This window comes from Halopelagius fulvigenes, assembly GCF_055398025.1.
The window spans coordinates 72739-91316 of record NZ_AP043846.1; the positions used below are offsets into that span (position 1 = coordinate 72739).

14 protein-coding genes, 1 tRNA gene and 1 pseudogene are annotated in these 18578 nt (G+C 67.0%); 7 read left to right on the top strand and 9 right to left on the bottom strand.

The genetic code is table 11. The annotated features are described in order from the left end of the window. Positions 1 to 45: 45 nt before the first annotated feature. Together ACZ522_RS04685 and thrS are read left to right on the top strand one after the other, a co-directional pair. Positions 46 to 591 (top strand): iron transporter, encoded by a 546-nt coding sequence (locus ACZ522_RS04685; protein WP_379695469.1) that lies wholly within the window; start codon positions 46 to 48, stop codon positions 589 to 591. Positions 592 to 687: 96 nt separating this feature from the next. Continuing rightward, positions 688 to 2613, top strand: a complete 1926-nt coding sequence (gene thrS, locus ACZ522_RS04690; RefSeq protein ID WP_379695467.1) for a threonine--tRNA ligase — start codon at positions 688 to 690, stop codon at positions 2611 to 2613. A gap of 161 nt (positions 2614 to 2774) precedes the next feature. On the opposite strand, the gene ACZ522_RS04695 is transcribed toward thrS, so the two are convergent. The 5 genes from ACZ522_RS04695 to ACZ522_RS04715 all read right to left on the bottom strand — a co-directional run bounded on the left by ACZ522_RS04695 (position 2775) and on the right by ACZ522_RS04715 (position 7911). Then, positions 2775 to 2918, bottom strand: a complete 144-nt coding sequence (locus ACZ522_RS04695) for a hypothetical protein (RefSeq protein WP_379695465.1) — start codon at positions 2916 to 2918, stop codon at positions 2775 to 2777. Positions 2919 to 3149: 231 nt separating this feature from the next. Beyond that, positions 3150 to 4583 (bottom strand): alpha/beta hydrolase, encoded by a 1434-nt coding sequence (locus ACZ522_RS04700; RefSeq protein ID WP_379695462.1) that lies wholly within the window; start codon positions 4581 to 4583, stop codon positions 3150 to 3152. A 71-nt stretch (positions 4584 to 4654) separates the two neighbouring features. Then, entirely contained in the window at positions 4655 to 5929 is a 1275-nt protein-coding gene (locus ACZ522_RS04705) for an MFS transporter (RefSeq protein ID WP_379695459.1), read from the bottom strand. A 93-nt stretch (positions 5930 to 6022) separates the two neighbouring features. Continuing rightward, the gene (locus tag ACZ522_RS04710; RefSeq protein ID WP_379695457.1) at positions 6023 to 6661 is read right to left on the bottom strand and encodes an NAD(P)-dependent oxidoreductase; all 639 of its coding nucleotides are present in this window, start codon (positions 6659 to 6661) and stop codon (positions 6023 to 6025) included. 290 nt (positions 6662 to 6951) lie between these two features. Next, entirely contained in the window at positions 6952 to 7911 is a 960-nt protein-coding gene (locus ACZ522_RS04715) for a DMT family transporter (RefSeq protein ID WP_379695455.1), read from the bottom strand. Positions 7912 to 8116: 205 nt separating this feature from the next. Here ACZ522_RS04715 and ACZ522_RS04720 point away from each other — a divergent pair, with 205 nt between their 5' ends. Together ACZ522_RS04720 and ACZ522_RS04725 are read left to right on the top strand one after the other, a co-directional pair. Further along, positions 8117 to 8608, top strand: a complete 492-nt coding sequence (locus ACZ522_RS04720; protein ID WP_379695453.1) for an Lrp/AsnC family transcriptional regulator — start codon at positions 8117 to 8119, stop codon at positions 8606 to 8608. 134 nt (positions 8609 to 8742) lie between these two features. Beyond that, positions 8743 to 9093 carry a hypothetical protein gene (locus ACZ522_RS04725; RefSeq protein ID WP_379695451.1) on the top strand — a complete coding sequence of 117 codons (351 nt, stop codon included), beginning with the start codon at positions 8743 to 8745 and terminating at the stop codon, positions 9091 to 9093. Between the two features lie 483 nt (positions 9094 to 9576). Here ACZ522_RS04725 and ACZ522_RS04730 read toward each other — a convergent pair. Next, positions 9577 to 9650: transfer RNA gene (locus ACZ522_RS04730), tRNA-Lys, on the bottom strand. A 151-nt stretch (positions 9651 to 9801) separates the two neighbouring features. Here ACZ522_RS04730 and ACZ522_RS04735 point away from each other — a divergent pair. Next, entirely contained in the window at positions 9802 to 11256 is a 1455-nt protein-coding gene (locus ACZ522_RS04735) for a DHH family phosphoesterase (protein WP_379695448.1), read from the top strand. A gap of 7 nt (positions 11257 to 11263) precedes the next feature. Here ACZ522_RS04735 and ACZ522_RS04740 read toward each other — a convergent pair whose 3' ends face one another. Further along, positions 11264 to 11560 carry a PRC-barrel domain-containing protein gene (locus ACZ522_RS04740; RefSeq protein WP_379695446.1) on the bottom strand — a complete coding sequence of 99 codons (297 nt, stop codon included), beginning with the start codon at positions 11558 to 11560 and terminating at the stop codon, positions 11264 to 11266. Positions 11561 to 11764: 204 nt separating this feature from the next. Next, positions 11765 to 12102: pseudogene (locus tag ACZ522_RS04745) on the bottom strand (LUD domain-containing protein); the annotation flags it as partial. A gap of 334 nt (positions 12103 to 12436) precedes the next feature. Here ACZ522_RS04745 and ACZ522_RS04750 point away from each other — a divergent pair. Continuing rightward, the gene (locus ACZ522_RS04750; protein ID WP_379695444.1) at positions 12437 to 14167 is read left to right on the top strand and encodes an L-lactate permease; all 1731 of its coding nucleotides are present in this window, start codon (positions 12437 to 12439) and stop codon (positions 14165 to 14167) included. A 102-nt stretch (positions 14168 to 14269) separates the two neighbouring features. Then, positions 14270 to 17407: an FAD-binding and (Fe-S)-binding domain-containing protein gene (locus ACZ522_RS04755; protein WP_379695442.1), complete on the top strand. Its 3138-nt coding sequence runs from the start codon at positions 14270 to 14272 to the stop codon at positions 17405 to 17407. A gap of 11 nt (positions 17408 to 17418) precedes the next feature. On the opposite strand, the gene ACZ522_RS04760 is transcribed toward ACZ522_RS04755, so the two are convergent. After that, the gene (locus tag ACZ522_RS04760; protein ID WP_379695440.1) at positions 17419 to 18543 is read right to left on the bottom strand and encodes a pyridoxal phosphate-dependent aminotransferase; all 1125 of its coding nucleotides are present in this window, start codon (positions 18541 to 18543) and stop codon (positions 17419 to 17421) included. Between the last annotated feature and the right edge of the window lie 35 nt (positions 18544 to 18578).

Below are 18578 nucleotides of genomic sequence, written 5' to 3' on the forward strand. Positions count from 1 at the left end.
AGCACGCTTACGCGCGTTCCGCACCACTTTGGACGCGATTTCACGATGCCGCAGAAACCCGAGAAAGAGCCGAGCGACGAGGTGGACAGGAACCAACTGCAGATGGCCCGCACCGAGGGCGAGGCGTACCACTCGTCGGCCACCTACATGATGACGAGCGTCGCAAATACGGGCGACGTGACGCGGGTCGGCGACTACTACGTCGGGTTCGCGCAGGAGGAGGCCGAGGGCATGTGGGAACTCCGCGACGAGGGCGAGTTCGAGTTCGTCGAACCCGACGAGGAGAACTGCCACGTCGAAATCGTCGTCACCGACGGCGCGGACAAGCGGTTCGTCCCCCACCTCGACGTGACGGTGACGCTCGAAGGCGAGGGGGAGACGGTCGGACCGGTCGAGACGCCGTTCCTGTGGCACCCCGGCGTCCACCACTACGGGGCGAACGTCGAACTGCCGGGCGACGGGACGTACGACCTCCACGTCGAGATAGCGCCGCCGACGTTCAAGCGCCACGACGAGACGAACGGGAACCGGTACGGCGAGACGGTGGAGACGACGTTCGAGGGAGTCGAGATAGAAACCGGACAGGACTGACCGACGGGAACCGCATCGTCCGCGTCTCGGTCGCGCCGTGGGAACCCGTAGCGGCACTCAAAAACACTTATTCGTCCGCTCCGACTCCCACCGGGTATGAGTGAAATCGTTGTGACGCTCCCCGACGGCACGGAGTTACCCGTCGAGGAGGGGGCGACGGTCGAAGACGTCGCGTACGAGATCGGACCCGGCCTCGGGGCCGACACCGTGGCGGGCGTCGTGGACGGCGAACTCGTGGACAAGGCGTCGCCGGTCCGCGACGGGGCCACCGTCGTCATCGTCACGGACCAGAGCGACGAGTATCTCGACGTCCTCCGCCACTCCGCCGCCCACGTCTTCGCGCAGGCGCTTCAGCGACTGTACCCGGAGGCGAAACTCGCCATCGGCCCGCCGACGGACGAGGGCTTCTACTACGACGTGACGGGCGTCGAGTTGGACCAGGAGGACCTCGCGGAGATAGAAGACGAGATGGAGAGCATCGTGGAGGAGGACCTCGAAATCGAGCGCGAACTGCTCTCTCGCGAGGAGGCCCTGGAGAAGTACGAGGACAACCCGTACAAGCGCGACATCTTGGAGAACGAGGCGGCCGACGAGGACCCCGTCTCCTTCTTCGTGCAGGGCGAGTTCGAGGACCTCTGTAAGGGCCCGCACGTCGAATCGACGGGCGAAATCGGCGCGGTCGAACTGCTCAACATCTCCTCGGCGTACTGGCGCGGCGACGAGGACAACGAGACGCTGACGCGCGTCTACGGGACGGCGTTCGAGTCCGAATCGGACCTCGATCGGTTCCTCGAACGGCGCGAGGAGGCCAAAGAGCGCGACCACCGGAAGATAGGGAGCGAGATGGACCTCTTCTCCATCCCCGAGGTGACGGGGCCGGGGCTTCCGCTCTACCACCCGAACGGCAAGCGCATCCTCAACGAACTGTCCGACTACGCCGAGTCGCTGAACCTCGACGCCGACTACGAACCGGTCGAGACGCCGCATCTGTTCCGGACGGAACTGTGGAAGCAGTCGGGCCACTACGACAACTACGTGGACGACATGTTCCTCCTCGACGTCAACGACGAGGAGTACGGGTTGAAACCGATGAACTGCCCGGGCCACGCGACCATCTTCGACCAGCACTCGTGGTCGTACCGCGACCTGCCGGTGCGCTACTTCGAGGACGGGAAGGTGTACCGGAAGGAGCAACGCGGCGAACTCTCCGGCCTCTCCCGCGTCTGGTCGTTCACCATCGACGACGGCCACCTGTTCTGCCGCCCCGAGCAGATAGAACAGGAGATCCGGCAGGTGATGGACTCCATCTTCGAGGTGCTGGAGACGTTCGGACTCGACGCGCACGTCGCACTCGCGACGCGCCCCGAGAAGTCCGTCGGCAGCGACGAGATATGGGGGCAGGCGGAGACGCAACTGCGCTCGGTGCTGGAGAACCAGAACATCGACTACGACCTCGAACCCGGCGACGGCGCGTTCTACGGGCCGAAGATAGACTTCTCGTTCGAGGACGCCCTCGGCCGCCACTGGGACGGCCCGACGGTGCAGGTGGACTTCAACATGCCCGAGCGGTTCGACCTCACCTACACGGGCGAGGACAACGAGGAACACCGCCCGGTGATGATCCACCGCGCGCTCTACGGCAGTTACGAGCGCTTCTTCATGGTGCTGGTAGAGCACTTCAACGGGAAGTTCCCGTACTGGCTCGCGCCCGAACAGGTGCGCATCCTCCCCATCAGCGACGACCAACTCGGCTACGCCCACCGCGTGAAGAACGAACTCGGCGACTTCCGCGTCGAAGTCGAGGACCGGTCGTGGACGCTCGGACGGAAGATTCGCGAGGCGCAGGAGGACCGCGTCCCCTACATGATAATCGTCGGCGGCGACGAGGAGGAGGCCGGAACCGTCTCCGTGCGCGACCGGAAGGAGCGAGAGGAACAGGACGTCTCCGTCGAGGAGTTCCGTAGCCACCTCGAATCGGAGTACGAGGAGAAGCGCATCGAACCCGACTTCCTCGACGAGTAACCCCGTCGAGCGGTCGGATTCGCCTCGTTCGCTACCGTCCTTGCGGCGGTTCGCCGCGGAAGTCGTTTCGACGGGACCGCACCCTCAGTTCGAGGCGTGCCGCCCGTCGCTCCGTTCGTCTCGTCCCACCCGGAGGGACGAGTGGTCCGTTCCGGCGTCGTTCACCAGACCGGCGCAAGCAGGAAGGCGAGCGTCAACCCGGTCAACGCGACGCACGCCTTCGCGAGCGCTCGCCGGAGGTGGCGTTTGATTTCCGAGACCATGGTCACCGTCCGACGTTCCGTGGGTCGTTCGTGTTCTTGCATTCGGGGCACCTCCCGGATCCGTACCGGGGCTGTGTACTCCTCACATGGGAGAGAAGCCGGATAAACGTCGCCGACGGTTGGACGATTGAAACGGTCGAAACGCAGGGGTCACCCGCCCGGGGCGTCCCCGCCCCCATCCTGCGATTACGCCGGCGCTAGCTGGTGAAACAGTTTCAAAGGGAGAACTTAGCGGGGGGCGGATCGGGTCGTAGCCGTCGCTCTCAGCGACTCTCAGGCCGTCGCGCCCGTCTCCGTCTGCATCGTCTGTCGGTCGAGTTCGCGCGTCACCGCTCGTCGGTAGGAGTCGCCTCGGATCAGGCGCGTGCGGACGCCGACGTGGCCGCAGTCCCACTCGGTGACGTTCCGTCGGGGGAGTCGCCACCGTCGGACGAGGGCCTCCGTCGTCTCCGCGGGGGCGGTTTCGTCCGCCGCACCGTAGAAGGCGAGAATCCGCTCGGGGTCCAACGCCGGCTCCGCGGGCGGGTTGAGGAGGGGCGCGAACTCGCGCAGGCGGCGGCCTGTCCACCCGGCGGCCGAGAGGGCATCGCCCACGTCGAGGGCCTCGAATAGATCGCTCGACGTGATGGTCTGGTCCACCGCGCCCGGCGCGCCGACGGGCGCGACGAACTCCGGGCGCATCGACTCGAGCCACAGGTCGCACCGACCGGCGACGTGGAGGGCGACGGTGCCACCGAGTCCGATACCGCCGACGCCGACGCGGGGCGCGCCCTCCGTCCGTGCCCAATCGACGAGGACGCCCGCCTCCTTCGACGCCGCGGCGTAGAGTTCGAACATCCCGACGGGCGCGCGGGCGAGGAACGGTTCGCCGCTGTACCCCCCGCGCGGTTCGCGGTGGGCGTGCCACGGCGCGTCGGGGAGGACGACGCGGTACCCCTCGCGGGCGAGGCGGCGGCCGACGGCCTCCTCCTCGGGCCAGTAGCGGAGCAGGTCGCCGAGCGACGCGAGTTCGGAGTAGAAGACGAACGTCGGCAGTGCGCCCTCGGCGTCGTCGGGTTCGTAGACGCGGGCGGTGGCAGTGTCGCCGACGTGGAGCGCCGGCGTCTCGAAGCGCAGTCTGAACTCCGTCGTCCCCGGGCCGGTGACCGTCGCCGACCGGGTGACGCGCGGAAGCGCCTCCGTCACCGTGGCGTCGGAGAAGCCGTAGAGGCGTTCGGGTTCGGCGAGTTCGCGCGCCCACTTCTCCGCGGCGGCGTCCGGGTCCGGCACGTCGTACTTCACCGGCGGGACGTAGTGGTCCCGCGCGAGGAACCCGAACACGTCGTCCGGGCGGGCGTGCGCCTCCGAGATTCGCCGTCGCTCGCGTTCGAGTTCGACCCGTTGGTCCGGGCCGGCGGTCACGTCGCCCCAGAAGACGGCCTCCCAGCGTTCGAGCAGTTCCTCGTACGCCTCGCGGACGTCGGCGTACCGCGCGAGGGCCGTCTCGATTCTGTCGTGGAGGTGGGGGGCCGGCGGCGCGTCCGCCTCGCGGAGGTACGCCGCCGGACCCGACCCGAGGGCCACGTCCGCCGCCGCCCGCGCGCGGTACCCGGAGAACTTGCGGGGGAGCGAACGGGTCTTCAACGACTCGAACGGCCGAGTCGCCGCCGCCGCACCGAGGGGCGACGCGAGGAGTCGCTGCCTCGCGGGAGTGCTGAGTCGGTCCATACGTCCGCTACGGCTGAGAGCGTATTGACACTAGGCCCGAGAGGGGGCGGGCGGAGCGACCCTCCCGACCGTCACCACTCGGTGAGTGCGCCCGCGCCGAAGTCGCGGACGAGGACGGCGAGGAAGGTGAGGACGCCGGTGAGGGCGAACAGACCGCCGACGTAGAACACCCACTCCATGCCTACGTCGGCCATGAGGTAGCCGCCGAGCAAGGGCGCGGCGACGCTTCCCGGCCGCCAGAGCAGGTCGCGGATGCCGAACGAGGAGGCGACGCCGCCGTCCTCGGTTCCCTCGTCGGCGAACAGCGCCATGCTCGCGGGTTCGCGCAGGCTGTCGGCGACGCCGAGGAGTCCGGAGAGGCCGACGAGGGGGAGGAACGCGGGCGAGAGGGGACCGAGAACCGGGAGCGCGTCCGGCAGGCCGAGGGCGCCGATGGCGGGCGAGAACGGGACGCAGAGGGCGACGAGTCCGTAGAAGCCGCCGCCGACGAAGACGAACGCCGCGCGGCCGTACTCGTCGGAGTATCGGCCCATCGTCGGTTGGAACAGCATGTTGGTGAACTTCTCGGCGACGACGGTCACGGAGACGGCGAGACCGCCGTAGGCAAGTCCGCCGCTTGCGGCGGCGACGCCCGCGTAGATGGGCACCCACGTCCGGACGAGGGTGACCGCGACGGCGTACTGCGTCCGGAACGTCGCTATCGTGAGTATGCGCCGGTTGAGGGCGAGGTCCGAGAAGGGGAAACCGCGGATGGTCGTCTCGTCGGGGTCGAGGAGGAACCAGACGCCGACCGTGGCCACGGAGAGGAGAGCGACGATTATCGAGAAGACGGGCGAGAAGCCGAGGGCGTCGTACAGGAGGCCGGCGGAGATGCTGCCGACGATGGAGGCGGCGAAGGCGGCGGCGTTGGCCTTCCCGATGCGGTTCGCCCGCGTCCCGGTCGCCGCGAGTTCACCGACGAGGGCCAGAGACATGAGGCTCGCACCCGTGACGGCGACGCCCTGCAACGCCCGCGCGAGGACGAAAGAGAGGCTCGAATCGACCAGCGGAAAGAGGCCGTACGCGACGGCGCCGAGGAGGAGCGTTCCGAGGAGGACGGTCCGCTTGTCGAAGCGGTCGCCCGCCCACGCGAGGGGCACGACGGTGACCGTCTGCGCCAGTGTGAACCCCGTCGTGAACATCCCGATGACGAACCCCGCGCCGAGCGTGACTCCCATAATCGTCACCGCCGAGGGGTCGAGGACGTTGATGTACTTTCCCAGCAGGGTTACGAGCGTGATGAAGCCGAACCCGCCGGCGAACCGCGTGAGGTAGAGCGAGTAAAACTGCAGCGTATCCCGGTTCACGCCGGAGATGCACCCGACCCGAGAAAGTTAGTTTCGGTTCGAAGGACCCGTCTGAACTCCGAGAGACCGCGGGCGGTGGGCGGTCAGCGCGGCTCAGTAACCGGTTCCGAGGTAGGTGTGGACGGCGTCGCCGGATTCGAGTTCGTCGACGAACGCGACCGCGAAGTCCTCCATCGAGATGTAGCTATCGCCGCCCTCGTCGGTGACGAGTTCACCGTCGGCGGTCCGGTACTCGCCGGTCCGTTCGCCGGGTTCGATGAGTGCGGCGGGCGCGAGGTACGTCCACTCGAGGTCGTCGGCGTCCCGAATCACCTCGTAGGCGTCGATAGCGGCGCGAGCCACCGGCTCCCACTCCTCGGGGAAGTCCTCGGTCTCTACGAGTCGCGTGTCGGGGCCGACCTTCAGACCGCCGGCGCCGCCCGTCCAGACGAGTCGGTCGACGCCCGCGTCCCGCATCCCCTCGACGACGGCCTTCGCCATCGTCACGAGTACGTCCGGGTCCTGACCCTCGCTCGGACCGAGGGCGGACGCGACGGCGTCGTGACCCTCTGCGAGGTCGGCGATGTCGTCGGAGTCGGTCGCGTCGCCGGCGGCCGCCTCGAAGTCGGGGTCGTCGATTCCGCCGACGTCACCGCTTCGGGAGACCCCGGTGACCCCGTGGTCGCGTTCGAGGAGTTCGTTCGCGATTCGTTGGCCGATTCGTCCGCTTGCACCGAGTAGTAGTACGTTCATCGTGTTAGTGGGGGTCGTCGATAGTCGTCCGACGATGCGCGAGGGCGTCCGCACTGCCGGTTACACCTTCACACTCGGTCTTCGGTCGTGAGTTCCATATACGTTAGCGAGCGCAGAGACGACCGAGTTACATCGGTGCCATCGGGCGCGACGGTCTACTACTCGCTACCGCCGAACGGTGAGAACGGTCCGGACGTGGTCTCGGTCAACCGGCTAATTCAGGCCCGGTAACGGCTGAAATCGTCATTTCGAGAACAGTTCGAAGACAAGAGACGGCGACCGTTCGCCCCTCAGTCGGCGTCGTACCCGTGCGACGCGGGGGCGGCGGGGTCGCCGAGTCCGAGGCGCGCGCGGAGTGCGTCGCGCTTGACGAGTGCGAACCCGGCGAAGACGGCGACGAACCCGACGAGGGTCTGCGCGCCGACGACGTGGTCGAGGACCGCCCAACTCACCGTCGCGGCGACGACCGGTTCGAGGTAGCCGATGAGATTCACCTCCGTGGCTCCGACGCGGTCCAACAGCGTGAAGTAGATGAGGAAGGCGACGACGCCGGAGACGAGCGTCAGGTACGCCAGTGAGGCGACGGCGGGGAGCGTCCACTCGATGCTCGCGGGCGACTCGCCGCGGGCGAACGACGCCACGAAGAGGATGCCCGCTCCGAGGAGCATCGCCCACCCCTGCATCGACTCCGTCGGGAGAGTGACGCGGAGAGGACGGGTGAGAACCGCGCCGAGGGCGAACGTCACGCACCCGAGGAAGACGAGACCGACGCCGAGGATGTCCGCCGAGAGGAGGTTCGCCGGGTCGGGGTCTGCGACGACGACGACGCCCGCGATGCCGAGGAGAAAGCCGAGGACGCCGAAGCGGTCCATTGACTCGCTGAGGACGACGGCGGCGAAGACGGCGGTCAACACGGGAGAGAGACTGACGACCACCGACGAGACGGCACCCGGAACGTGCATCTGTCCGAGATAGAGGAGGCCGTGGTACGCGCCGATGATGAGGCCGCCCGCGACGAGAACGCTCGTCCACTCGTCACGCCCGCGCGGGAGCAACCGATCCGCGGTGACGGCGGCGTACGCGAGGATAATCGCCCCCGCCGCCGCGTAGCGAACGCCCGCGAACAGCATCGGCGGGAAGTACGGTAGTCCGACTTCGATAGCGACGAACGAGGTGCCCCAGAAGCACGCGAGCGTGAGAAACAACGCCGCGTCGCGTCCTGCAGAACCGAATCGGGAGAGCGGATTCATCGAGTTATTTCTCCATCTGAGACGGCGATTGTTAAACCTGACTACAACAGATTGCTTTGAATTGAATCTGAATACAATCAAACCCGAGATGGTTACTGAAAAATCGATACAATAGTCGTGCGTGAGAGAAACCCGCAATCGAGTGTCGGCCGTTCCAGAGCGGTGGGTGTTAAGCGACCGGAGACGAATCGTCGCGTACCCGGTTATGGACGAACGCGACATCCGCCTGCTGAAGGCTATCGCCGACTTGGAGACGGGGAGTCCAGAGAGACTCCACGAGGAGACGGACATCCCCGTCTCGACCATCCACTATCGACTGAACAACCTCCGCGAGGCGGGTATCATCGAGAACGACCTCTACGACATCGACGTCGAGGAGGTGGGACTCGGCGTGACCGTCCTCGTCGAGATTCTCGCCGACTACAGCGGGTCCCACCACGACTTCGAGGAGAAGATACTGGACGTCGAGGGCGTGACGCAGGCGTACTTCACCATGGGGGAGACGGACTTCATCGTCGTCGCGCACCTCTCGGGGCGGGAGATGGTCGAACGACTCATCACCGACTTCGAGACGATAGAGGAGGTCCAACGGACGAACTCCACGTTCGTCATCTCGACGCTCCGGGACAGTCACCGGGTGCTACAGAACTACAGTTTGGAGACGCTCCTGGACGAACTACTGGACGATGAGGGGTAGCGCCGTCCGTCTCTCGGTTTTCTGAGTTGTTGCTCAGATTTCATGATGATCGTTACAGCGATTATTAATTTCTTCGAATAAACCCGCGATGGCCAAAAGAGAGCTTATGGCGGTAGCTGCCGACAGAGACTAGTATGAGCCAAAACATCACCCCGGCGACAGGAGACGTGCGCGCGGTTCGCATCGTCTGGCCGATGAACGACCACGGCGCGATGACGGTCAGAGTCGAGTCGGAGAACGAGGTGCGGCAGGTGGTCGAGTGCGAGTCTGCGGAGGTACGGAAGACGCTCGAACGGTTGCCCGCGGGCACGACGCTTCCGCTGAAGATGGAGTCCGTCGGCATGCGCGGCAACGCGTGGCGCGCGGTGGAGCTCGTAGACGACCGTCGGACGACGGACGCGTCGTCACGGACGGAGTACCGCGCGGAGCAGAAGTACGCTCCCGACGACGAGGTAAACGAGCAGCGCGAAGCTGCCCAAGCCTGACGGAACCGCGCTCAGAGACGGGGTGAGTGACGCCTCCGCCGCCGCGGCGGAGACGAGGCGTTCGTTGACGCCCTTTACCGCGCCGAGTACGGCGACGAGTGCGGCCGCGACGGCGAGAAGGACGACTCCCGTTCTATCCTCTGGCGGTATTACCCGCCTATCGTCCGGACGGACACCTAGATCAGTCGAAGGTATCGGGAAGCGTGAGAGTCGCACCGCCCGCGGGAGATTCGACGGCGGGGTATGTCGTTCCGTACGCGCCGCAGTCTTGCGATTTTTACTGGAAACGCGGTGTGCATCGCGCGGGGCGGACGCTCGGCGTGCGACCGACCGAGAGGAGGTGAAGAGCGCGGCGTCACCTGCGAACGATGGGAACGGGCTGGGAGGGAGTTGAACCTCGGTCGCGAACTCCGTTCGCTCCCCGATTCAGCTCCTCCCTCGTGGTTCGACCGTCGGCTCGCTTCGCTCGCGAACGATCTGGAACGGGCCGGGAGGGAGTTGAACCCCCGACCGTCTGATTAAGAGTCAGACGCTCTACCTAACTGAGCTACCGGCCCTCGCAATTTCTCGTAACGGAGGGGTAACTAAATGTGTTTCCTTTCGGTCCGGCGCGGACGGCGATTCGGCCCGCCGAGAGCGGCCGACGGCGCGGACGGCACTCGCCGAAACGAGTGCTGTTAAGTGTCGTCCGACAGAATTGCAAGTAACATGAGTGCTGGGGTCACTATCTCCTCGATGTCCACCTACGCCATTTTGGGATGCGGGAGCGTGGGGCACGCGGTGGCCGAGGAGTTAGCGGAGGAGGGCAAGAGCGTGCTCATCCTCGACAAGGACGAGAGCCGGGTCGAGGCGCTCCGCGACCAAGACCTGAACGCACAGACCACCGACATCGCCGACCCCGCGGTCGCGGAGGTGGTCACGGACCGCGACGTGGTCCTCATCCTCTCCTCGGACGTGGAGGCGAACAAGGCCGCCGTCTCCGCGATTCGGGAGAACGGCGGCGAGCAGTTCATCGTCGTCCGCGCCTCCGACCCCGTCTCGGAGGACGAGCTCTCCGGGCTCGGGGCGGACGTCGTCATCAACCCCTCGGAGGTCATCGCCGACTCGGCGCTCCGGTCGCTCGAATCGGGCGAACTGGAGTACAAGGCGCGGCAGTTGGCCGACCTCCTCGACGGGACGGACGACGGACTGGCGATCCTCACACACGACAACCCCGACCCCGACTCCATCGCCAGCGCCGTGGCCTTGCAAGCGATCGCGGCGGAGTACAACCTCGAATCGGACATCCTCTACGACGGCGAGATAGGCCACCAGGAGAACCGCGCCTTCGTCAACCTCCTCGGCATCGAACTCGTCCGACTCGCGGACGCGCCGCCCCTCTCGAAGTACGGCGCGGTGGCCCTCGTAGACCACATGAAGTCCTCCGAACCGGAGGTCACGGCCGAGATAGACGTCTTCATCGACCACTTCGAACCCGACGAGGACATCGGCGCGGCGTTCATGGACGTGCGGCCGAACGTCTCCTCCACCTCGACCATCCTCACGAAGTACATCCAGGAGTTCGACCTCAGCCCGAGCGAAGCGGTCGCCACGGCCCTCCTGTACGGCATCCGTTCGGAGACGCTCGACTTCAAGCGCGAGACGACGCCCGCGGACCTCACCGCGGCGGCGTACCTCTACCCGTTCGCCAACCACGACACCCTCGAACAGGTGGAGTCGCCCTCGATGTCCGCCGAGACGCTGGACGTGCTGGCGGAGGCGATTCAGAACCGCGAGGTGCAGGGGAGCCACCTCGTCTCGAACGCGGGGTTCATCCGCGACAGGGACGCGTTGGGGCAGGCCGCCCAACACCTCCTGAAGCTCGAAGGCATCACGACGACGGCGGTGTTCGGCATCGCCGACGAGAAAATCTACCTCTCCGCTCGGTCGAAGGACATCCGGATGAACATCGGGAAGGTCCTGCAGGACGCCTTCGAGGACATCGGCGACGCGGGCGGCCACTCGACGCAGGGGTCCGTCGAGATTCCGCTCGGCATCTTCACCGGCATCGAGACGAACGAGGACAACCGCGGCACCCTGCTGAAGCTGACCGAGGAGGCCGTCCGCAGAAAGCTCTTCGAGGCGATGGGCGTCGAGAGTTCCGAGAGCAGTAACGGAAGCTGAGACCGAATCAGGCGACGACCGAGCTCTCTTCTTCCTCTTCGGGGTCCTTCAGGCGTTCGACCACGTCGTTGATGAGGATGACGTCGCCGACGGCGCGCACCCAGCGATACGGGATGAGCACGCCCTTCCCGGGGTCGATGCGGTTTCTGAACAGTTCGTCGTTGAGTGCCGTGAGTGCGAGTCCCGTGACAGACTGTCGGTCGAGGTCGAGTCGGATGTCTTCGACTTCCCCGACGAACACCCCGTTGTTGGAGTAGACCTCGCGGCCGACAAGCGTCGTTATCTCTTCGGGGGTCCCGTCCATGTGCATTCTCTTGAAGTCATCCGACTTAATAGTTCGTAGCCTTCGACCGCGTCAGCCGACGACGCGACGACTTGCGGCAGACGCTCGTCAGACACCGTCCGAATGCCCTCAGAAACCCTCGAACGCCCGCAAACGGCGACGCGCACTCCTGACGAGGGCGACCGGGGGACGAAGCCGACGAGGGTCGGTCGCACCGGGACGGCGTTACGGGCGGTCCGGCGCGACCAACTCGACGGGGTGTCCGCTGGGTCGCCCTAGCAGGGAGTCCAGTTGGTCGAGACGGGACGGCCGGAGGCGACGACGGTCCGGTCACGCGCCTCCTCGGTCCGGAACTGCCGCTTCAGTTCCGCGCCCACGTCCACGCTGAGGTCGTAGTACTGGGACTTGTAGCCGAACGACCCGGCCATCCCGCAGCACTCGGTGTCGGACGTGAGCACGTCGTAGCCGAGGCGTTCGAGCACCGCCTCCGTGTACCCCTCCAGTCCGAGCGTCCGGTGCTGGCAGTGACTCTGGTAGGCGACCCCCTCTCCGCCGGCGGCGGCGCGCGTCCAGCCGACTTCCAGACGTTCGAGCGATTCCTCGAACGTCGCAACCGTGCCTGTTACCGTGAGAGTGGCTTGCAAACCCGGATAATCGTTTCCTCGGGTCGGCTCGAAAACGGGACGCCTTCGGACGCCCCGGTTCGGGGAGAAGCGCCGTCGCCGGAGCGACTTTCGTTCTCATTGCTTACCAATCAAATTAGCGACCGTTAACGACAGAGATTTATCATTAACGACAGTTACATAGATCGATGTTACCTAGACTCACGAACGGAGTGGAACCGACCTCGGTTGGCGCGACCGAACCGGTCGAAGGAGACGGCGGAGGTGGGCGCTGATGGCGACGGCGACGCAGTTGCTGCTCGCGGTGCTCCCCCTCGCGACCATCGCCATCCTGATGGTCGGGTTCTACTGGCCGGCGACGCGGGCGATGCCCGTGGCGTGGATAGTCGCCATCGCGGCGGGGTTCGTCGGGTGGGGGATGTCGCCGACGTGGATCGCCGCGTCGAGCATCCTCGGCTTCATCACCGCCGCGAACATCCTCTACATCGTCTTCGGGGCCATACTGCTCCTGTACACGCTGAAGCAGACGGGCGCGTTCGACGCCATCAACCGCGGCTTCGCCTCCATCAGCGACGACAGGCGCGTGCAGGTCGTCCTTCTGGTGTTCCTGATGGGGTCGTTCATCGAGGCGGCCGCCGGGTTCGGGACGCCCGCGGCCATCGTCGGCCCCCTCCTCGTCGGCCTCGGCTTCCCGCCGTTGGCCGCCGTCGTCGTCGCGTTGACGGGGAACCTGATGGCCATCACGTTCGGCGCGGTCGGGACGCCCCTCATCATCGGGATGATAGACGTCTTCGGGGACGTCAGCTTCGTCAACGAGGCGGTTCAGGCGCAGGGGATGACCGTCGCCGAGTGGGTCGGCAACATCGCCGTCTTCGCCGCAACCTACCACGTCATCGTCGGCATCGCCGTCCCGTTCATCGGCGTGGCGATGATGACGCGCTTCTTCGGCGAGGAACGGTCGATTCGACCGGCGCTCGAAGTCGTTCCGCTGACGCTGTTCGCGTGGGCGTCGTTCGCCGTGCCGTACTGGTTGACGGCCTACTTCCTCGGACCGGAGTTCCCCGGGCTCCTCGGGTCGATGGTCGGACTCGTGGTGACCGTCGGCGCTCTGAAGGCCGGCTACTTCCACCCGAACGACGACTGGGACTTCGGCTCCCGCGACACGTGGCCCGACCACTGGGTCGGCGACATCGAACCGGGAGAGACGCAGGAGGACCGAGACGTCGGCGTCGCCGCCGACGGCGGCGTCGTTCGGGGCGGCCACGGAGAGCGGATGTCGCTCGTGAAGGCGTGGACGCCGTACGCGCTACTGGCCGCGCTTCTCGTCCTCACGCGGGTGTGGGAGCCGCTGACGAGCTTCCTCACCACGACGCTCGTCTTGGAGTGGGGCGACATCCTCGGGACGAGTCTCGGCGACAACATCCAACTGCTGTACCTGCCGGGCGCGATGTTCCTCGCCGTCCACCTCGTGACGATTCCGCTCCACGACATGGACGGGGAGGGAATCAAGGACGCGTGGATGGAGACGTTCGAGAAGATGGCTCCCGCCGTCGTCGCGTTGCTGTTCGCCGTCGCCACGGTGCAGATAATGCTGCAGTCCGGCACGGCGACCGGTTCCGACGGGATGCTCATCGTCCTGTCGAACACGATGGCCGACTTCACCGGCGCGTTGTACCCGTTCCTCGCGCCGTGGGTGGGCGCACTCGGCGCGTTCCTCGCCGGGTCCAACACCGTCTCCGACATCCTGTTCGGCACGTTCCAGTACGGCGTCGCCGACAGCATCGGCACGCCGAAGACGGTCATGCTTGGCGCGCAGGCCGTCGGCGGCGCCATCGGTAACCTCATCGCCGTCCACAACGTCGTCGCGGCCCTCGCCGTCGTCGGACTCGTCGGCCACGAGGGTCGGGTCATCCGACTGGAACTCATCCCGTTGGTGTACTACGCGACGTTCACGGGACTGCTGGCGTTGCTGTTCAGTTACGTCCTCTTCCCGGGCGTGTTCTGACGGGATCGACCCGTCGGAAATTGGGAACGTCGCGGGGCGTCCGCCCCGGCGGCGCGGCTTCGGGTTTTTATACGACACCGACTAACACGCCGGTAGAGAGAGATGGCATCGAACACGCGCGACGCCGTCGGTGACCCGTCGGCCGACGAGAGGGCGAACTACGACTACGTGAGCGACGACGTGGACCGGTCGGGCCTCGTCTCGGACCTCGAAGAACTGGTGGCGGGCGACGTCCGGTTCGACTCCTACACCCGACAGCAGTACGCCACCGACGCCTCGGCGTACGAGAAGACGCCCATCGGGGTGGTGATGCCGAGGTCCACCGAGGACGTGGTCGCCGTCGTGGAGTACTGCGCGAGGCGGGAGATTCCCGTCCTCCCGCGCGGCGGCGGCACGAGTCTCGCCGGGCAGACGGTCAACGAGGCGGTGGTGCTGGACCTGATGAAGCACATGGACGAGGTTCGGTCGATAGACCCCGACGCCGGGACGGCGCGGGCGCAGGTGGGGGTCCGACTCGGCGACCTGAACGCGGAACTGAAGCCGCACGGACTGAAGTTTGCGCCCGACCCCGCGTGGGGCGACAAGTCCGCCCTCGGCGGCGCTATCGGGAACAACTCCACTGGGTCGCACTCGCTGAAGTACGGCAAGACGGACTACTACCTCGAGGAGGCGGAAGTCGTCCTCGCGGACGGCACCGTCACCACCTTCGGCGAGGTGTCGGTCGAAACGCTCCACGAGGAGGGCGACCCGGAGGGCGACTTGGAGGCGCGCATCTACGCCGAAGTCGCGCGCGTCTTGGACGAGGAGGCCGAGGAGATAGCGGAGGCGTACCCCGACCTGAAGCGGAACGTCTCGGGGTACAACCTCGACATGCTGGTGGACGAGATGCGGGGCGAACGACGACTGCCGGACGACTCCGGCGTGGACCCCGACAGCGAACCGGGGACGGTGAACCTCGCGCGCTTGCTCGCCGGGTCCGAGGGCACCCTCGCGATAGTCACGGAGGCGACGGTGTCGCTGGAACCCATCCCGAACACCGCGTCGGTGGCGCTTCTGACGTACCCCGACGTCGTGAGCGCGATGGAGGACGTCGAACCCATCCTCGAACACGGCCCCGCGGCGGTGGAGGTGATGGACGACGTGCTCTTGGACCTCGCGCGGAACACCGCGGAGTTCAAAGACGTGGTCGGGATGCTCCCCGACGGGACGAACGCCGTCCTCCTCGTGGAGTTCTACGCCGAGGACGACGCCGACGGGAGGGAGAAGGTGGCGAACCTCGTCGCCGACCGCGCGCCGGCGGCGGACTCCGTCGCGGACCCCGCGGAGGGCGCGGCGGAGACGACGCGGAAGCCGCCGACGGCGCTGACGGCGATGGAGGCGCACGACGCCGAGACGCGCGCGAAGTTCTGGAAGATGCGCAAGTCCGGCCTCCCCATCCTCCTCTCGCGGACGACGGACGAGAAACACGTCGCGTACATCGAGGACACCGCCATCCCGGCGGAGAACCTCCCGGCGTACGTCTCCGACGTGCAGGACATCCTCGACGAGTACGACACGTTCGCCAGTTACTACGCGCACGCCGGGCCGGGCGTCCTCCACATCCGCCCCCTCGTGAACACCAAGACGGTCGAGGGACTGGCGGAGTTCGAGGCCATCGCCGACGAGATGACGGACCTCGTGGTGAAGTACGGCGGGTCGGTCTCGGGCGAACACGGCGACGGCCGCGCCCGCACCCAGTGGAACCGCAAACTGTACGGCGACGACCTCTGGCGGACGTTCCGCGACCTGAAGTCGGCGTTCGACCCCGACTGGATACTGAATCCGGGGAACGTCTGCGGCGACCACGACATGACCGAGAACCTGCGGTTCTCGCCCGACTACGAGTTCGACGCGGGGTTCGACCCCTCGCTGAACTGGGAGAACGAGAACGGCTTTCAGGGCATGGCGGAACTCTGCCACGGGTGCGCCGGGTGCCGCGGCCCGCAGGAGACGACGGGCGGCGTGATGTGCCCGACGTTCCGCGCGGAGGAGGAGGAGATTCTCTCCACGCGCGGCCGGGCGAACATGCTCCGGCAGGCGATGAGCGGCGGCCTGCCCGAAGAGGAGATGTTCGAAGACGAGTTCGTCCACGAGGTGTTGGACCTCTGTATCGGCTGTAAGGGCTGTACGAAGGACTGCCCGAGCGAAGTCGACATGGCGAAGATGCGGACGGAGGTGCTCCACGAGCACCACCGGCGAAACGGGGCGTCGCTCCGCGACAGGATGTTCGCCAACATCGAGACGCTCTCGAAGGTGGGAAGCGCCCTCGCGCCCCTCTCGAACGTCGCCTCGAAGGTGCCCGGCGCGCGGACGGTGATGGAGAAGACGCTCGGCATCGCCGAGGAACGCGAGTTGCCGACGTTCCACCGCGCGACGTTCGTCGAGTGGTTCGAGAAGCGAGGCGGCGCGGCCGCCTCGGAAAAGCGAGCGCGGAAGGCGCGGGCAGAGCGGGGCCGGTCGGACGTCTCCGAGGCGCAGGCCGACCGCAAGGTGCTGTTGTTCCCCGACACGTACACGAACTACAACCACCCCGATGCGGGCAAGGCGGCGGTTCGCGCCCTCGAAGCCGTCGGCGTCCACGTCCGGATTCCCGACGGCGTCGCCGACTCCGGCCGCCCGGCCCACTCGAAGGGCTTCGTCGACAAGGCGCGCCGCGCCGCCGAACGGAACGTGGAGGCACTCGCGCCCCTCGTCGCCGAGGGGTGGGACGTGGTCGTGGTCGAACCGTCCGACGCCGTGATGTTCCAGCACGACTACCTCGATCTACTCTCCGGCGAGAGCGTCGAACGGGTGGCGGTGAGCACCTACGGCGTGATGGAGTACTTCGATACGTTCGACCTCCTGGCGGACGCCCCCGTCGAGCCGAACGCCCCCTCGCTGACGCTCACGTACCACGGCCACTGCCACCAGAAATCAACGAAGAAGGACCACCACGCGGTGGCCGTCCTCGACGAGGCGGGCTACCGGGTGGACCCGCTGGACTCGACGTGCTGCGGCATGGCCGGGAGTTTCGGCTACGAGGCCGAGCACTACTCGATGTCGAAGGCCATCGGCGAACTGCTCTCGGAGCAGGTGGCGGCGTCGGACGGCGATACGGTCGTCGCGCCCGGCGCGTCCTGCCGGTCGCAGATAGGCGAGTTCGACGGCGAGAACGAGGACCCGCCGCATCCGGTCGAGATGCTGGCCGACGCGTTGGTCTGAGCCGGCGTCCCCTACGCTCCGGACTCCGGAACCGACGCCACCACCTCGGAGAGGGCGTCGAGTCCGGCGGCCATCTCCTCGGGCGGTCGGCCGAGTGCGAGTCGGAAGTGGTCCGGCCGGTTGAAGAAGCGGCCGGGGACGACGAGGACGCCCTCGTCCCACGCCGCCTCCGCGAAGGCGTCGCCGGTGGCCCCCGCGTGCGACAGGAGTGCGAACGAGCCCCCGGGGTGGACGCTCCCGGAGAGGGCGTCGCGTTCCGCGACGAACGATTCGAGGAGTTCGTGGTTCCGCGCGAGGCGATCCCGCGCCGAGGCGGTCAACTCGGCGGCGTCGTGGACCGCGCGGCGGGCGAGGCGGCGACTCGGTTCCGCGACGGACGCGAGGTGGCGCGCCACCTCGCGGGCGCGTTCGACCACCTCCGTCGGCCCTATCAGCCACCCGATTCGGAGGCCGCCGAGGCCGTAGAACTTCGTCAGCGACCCCGTGACGACGGTGTTCGGCAGTCCCGCGGCGGTCGGTCCGCCGAACGCGCGGACGGGCGACTCCCCCTCGTCGGCGTCGCGCACGTACGGCGCGTACACCTCGTCCACGAGGAGGTAGCCGTCGGCGTCGGCGCACGCCTGCGCCGCCTCGGCGAGCGTTTCGCGGTCCGAGAGGTTCCCGCTTGGATTGTGGCGGTTCGCCGCCACCGCGAGTGCGAAGGCGTCGGAGACGGCGTTCGAGATGCGCTTCGGTTCCAGCCGAAACCCCTCTTCGTCCGGACGCAGGAAGCGGTCAACGCGCGCGCCCAACGCCTCCGGCGTGACGACCAACGGTTGATAGCCCGGCTTCTCGGCGAGGACCTGCGGCTTGCGGCCCGTCTCCGAAGTCGTCGCGAGGTCTATCGCGGCCGCGGCGACGAGGAAGTTCGCCTGCGTCGCGCCCGCGGTCACGAGCACGTTCTCCTCGTCCACGTCGTACTCGGCGGCCAGTTGTGCGCGGAGGGACGCGTCGTCGGGCGCGGAACGACCGCGGAGGGGGTCGGGGACGACGGCCCCGTCGTCGGCGGACGACCGGAGGTCGCTCGACCCGAAGTCGTGTTCGGCGGCCTCCGTGCGGCCGTCGATCCACTCGAGGTAGGGGAGCGTCGGGAACATCGGGCGAACTTCCCCGTCGGGGGAGTAAGGTGTTC

What these genes read in the sequence shown, in the direction of transcription:
- ACZ522_RS04700 (WP_379695462.1), bottom strand. Translation starts at nt 4,583, where the DNA reads ATGGACCGACTCAGCACTCCCGCGAGGCAGCGACTCCTCGCGTCGCCC.
- ACZ522_RS04760 (WP_379695440.1), bottom strand. Translation starts at nt 18,543, where the DNA reads ATGTTCCCGACGCTCCCCTACCTCGAGTGGATCGACGGCCGCACGGAG.
- ACZ522_RS04710 (WP_379695457.1), bottom strand. Translation starts at nt 6,661, where the DNA reads ATGAACGTACTACTACTCGGTGCAAGCGGACGAATCGGCCAACGAATC.
- ACZ522_RS04740 (WP_379695446.1), bottom strand. Translation starts at nt 11,560, where the DNA reads ATGGACGGGACCCCCGAAGAGATAACGACGCTTGTCGGCCGCGAGGTC.
- ACZ522_RS04755 (WP_379695442.1), top strand. Translation starts at nt 14,270, where the DNA reads ATGGCATCGAACACGCGCGACGCCGTCGGTGACCCGTCGGCCGACGAG.
- ACZ522_RS04715 (WP_379695455.1), bottom strand. Translation starts at nt 7,911, where the DNA reads ATGAATCCGCTCTCCCGATTCGGTTCTGCAGGACGCGACGCGGCGTTG.
- ACZ522_RS04735 (WP_379695448.1), top strand. Translation starts at nt 9,802, where the DNA reads ATGAGTGCTGGGGTCACTATCTCCTCGATGTCCACCTACGCCATTTTG.
- ACZ522_RS04750 (WP_379695444.1), top strand. Translation starts at nt 12,437, where the DNA reads ATGGCGACGGCGACGCAGTTGCTGCTCGCGGTGCTCCCCCTCGCGACC.
- ACZ522_RS04695 (WP_379695465.1), bottom strand. Translation starts at nt 2,918, where the DNA reads ATGCAAGAACACGAACGACCCACGGAACGTCGGACGGTGACCATGGTC.
- ACZ522_RS04685 (WP_379695469.1), top strand. Translation starts at nt 46, where the DNA reads ATGCCGCAGAAACCCGAGAAAGAGCCGAGCGACGAGGTGGACAGGAAC.
- thrS (WP_379695467.1), top strand. Translation starts at nt 688, where the DNA reads ATGAGTGAAATCGTTGTGACGCTCCCCGACGGCACGGAGTTACCCGTC.
- ACZ522_RS04720 (WP_379695453.1), top strand. Translation starts at nt 8,117, where the DNA reads ATGGACGAACGCGACATCCGCCTGCTGAAGGCTATCGCCGACTTGGAG.
- ACZ522_RS04725 (WP_379695451.1), top strand. Translation starts at nt 8,743, where the DNA reads ATGAGCCAAAACATCACCCCGGCGACAGGAGACGTGCGCGCGGTTCGC.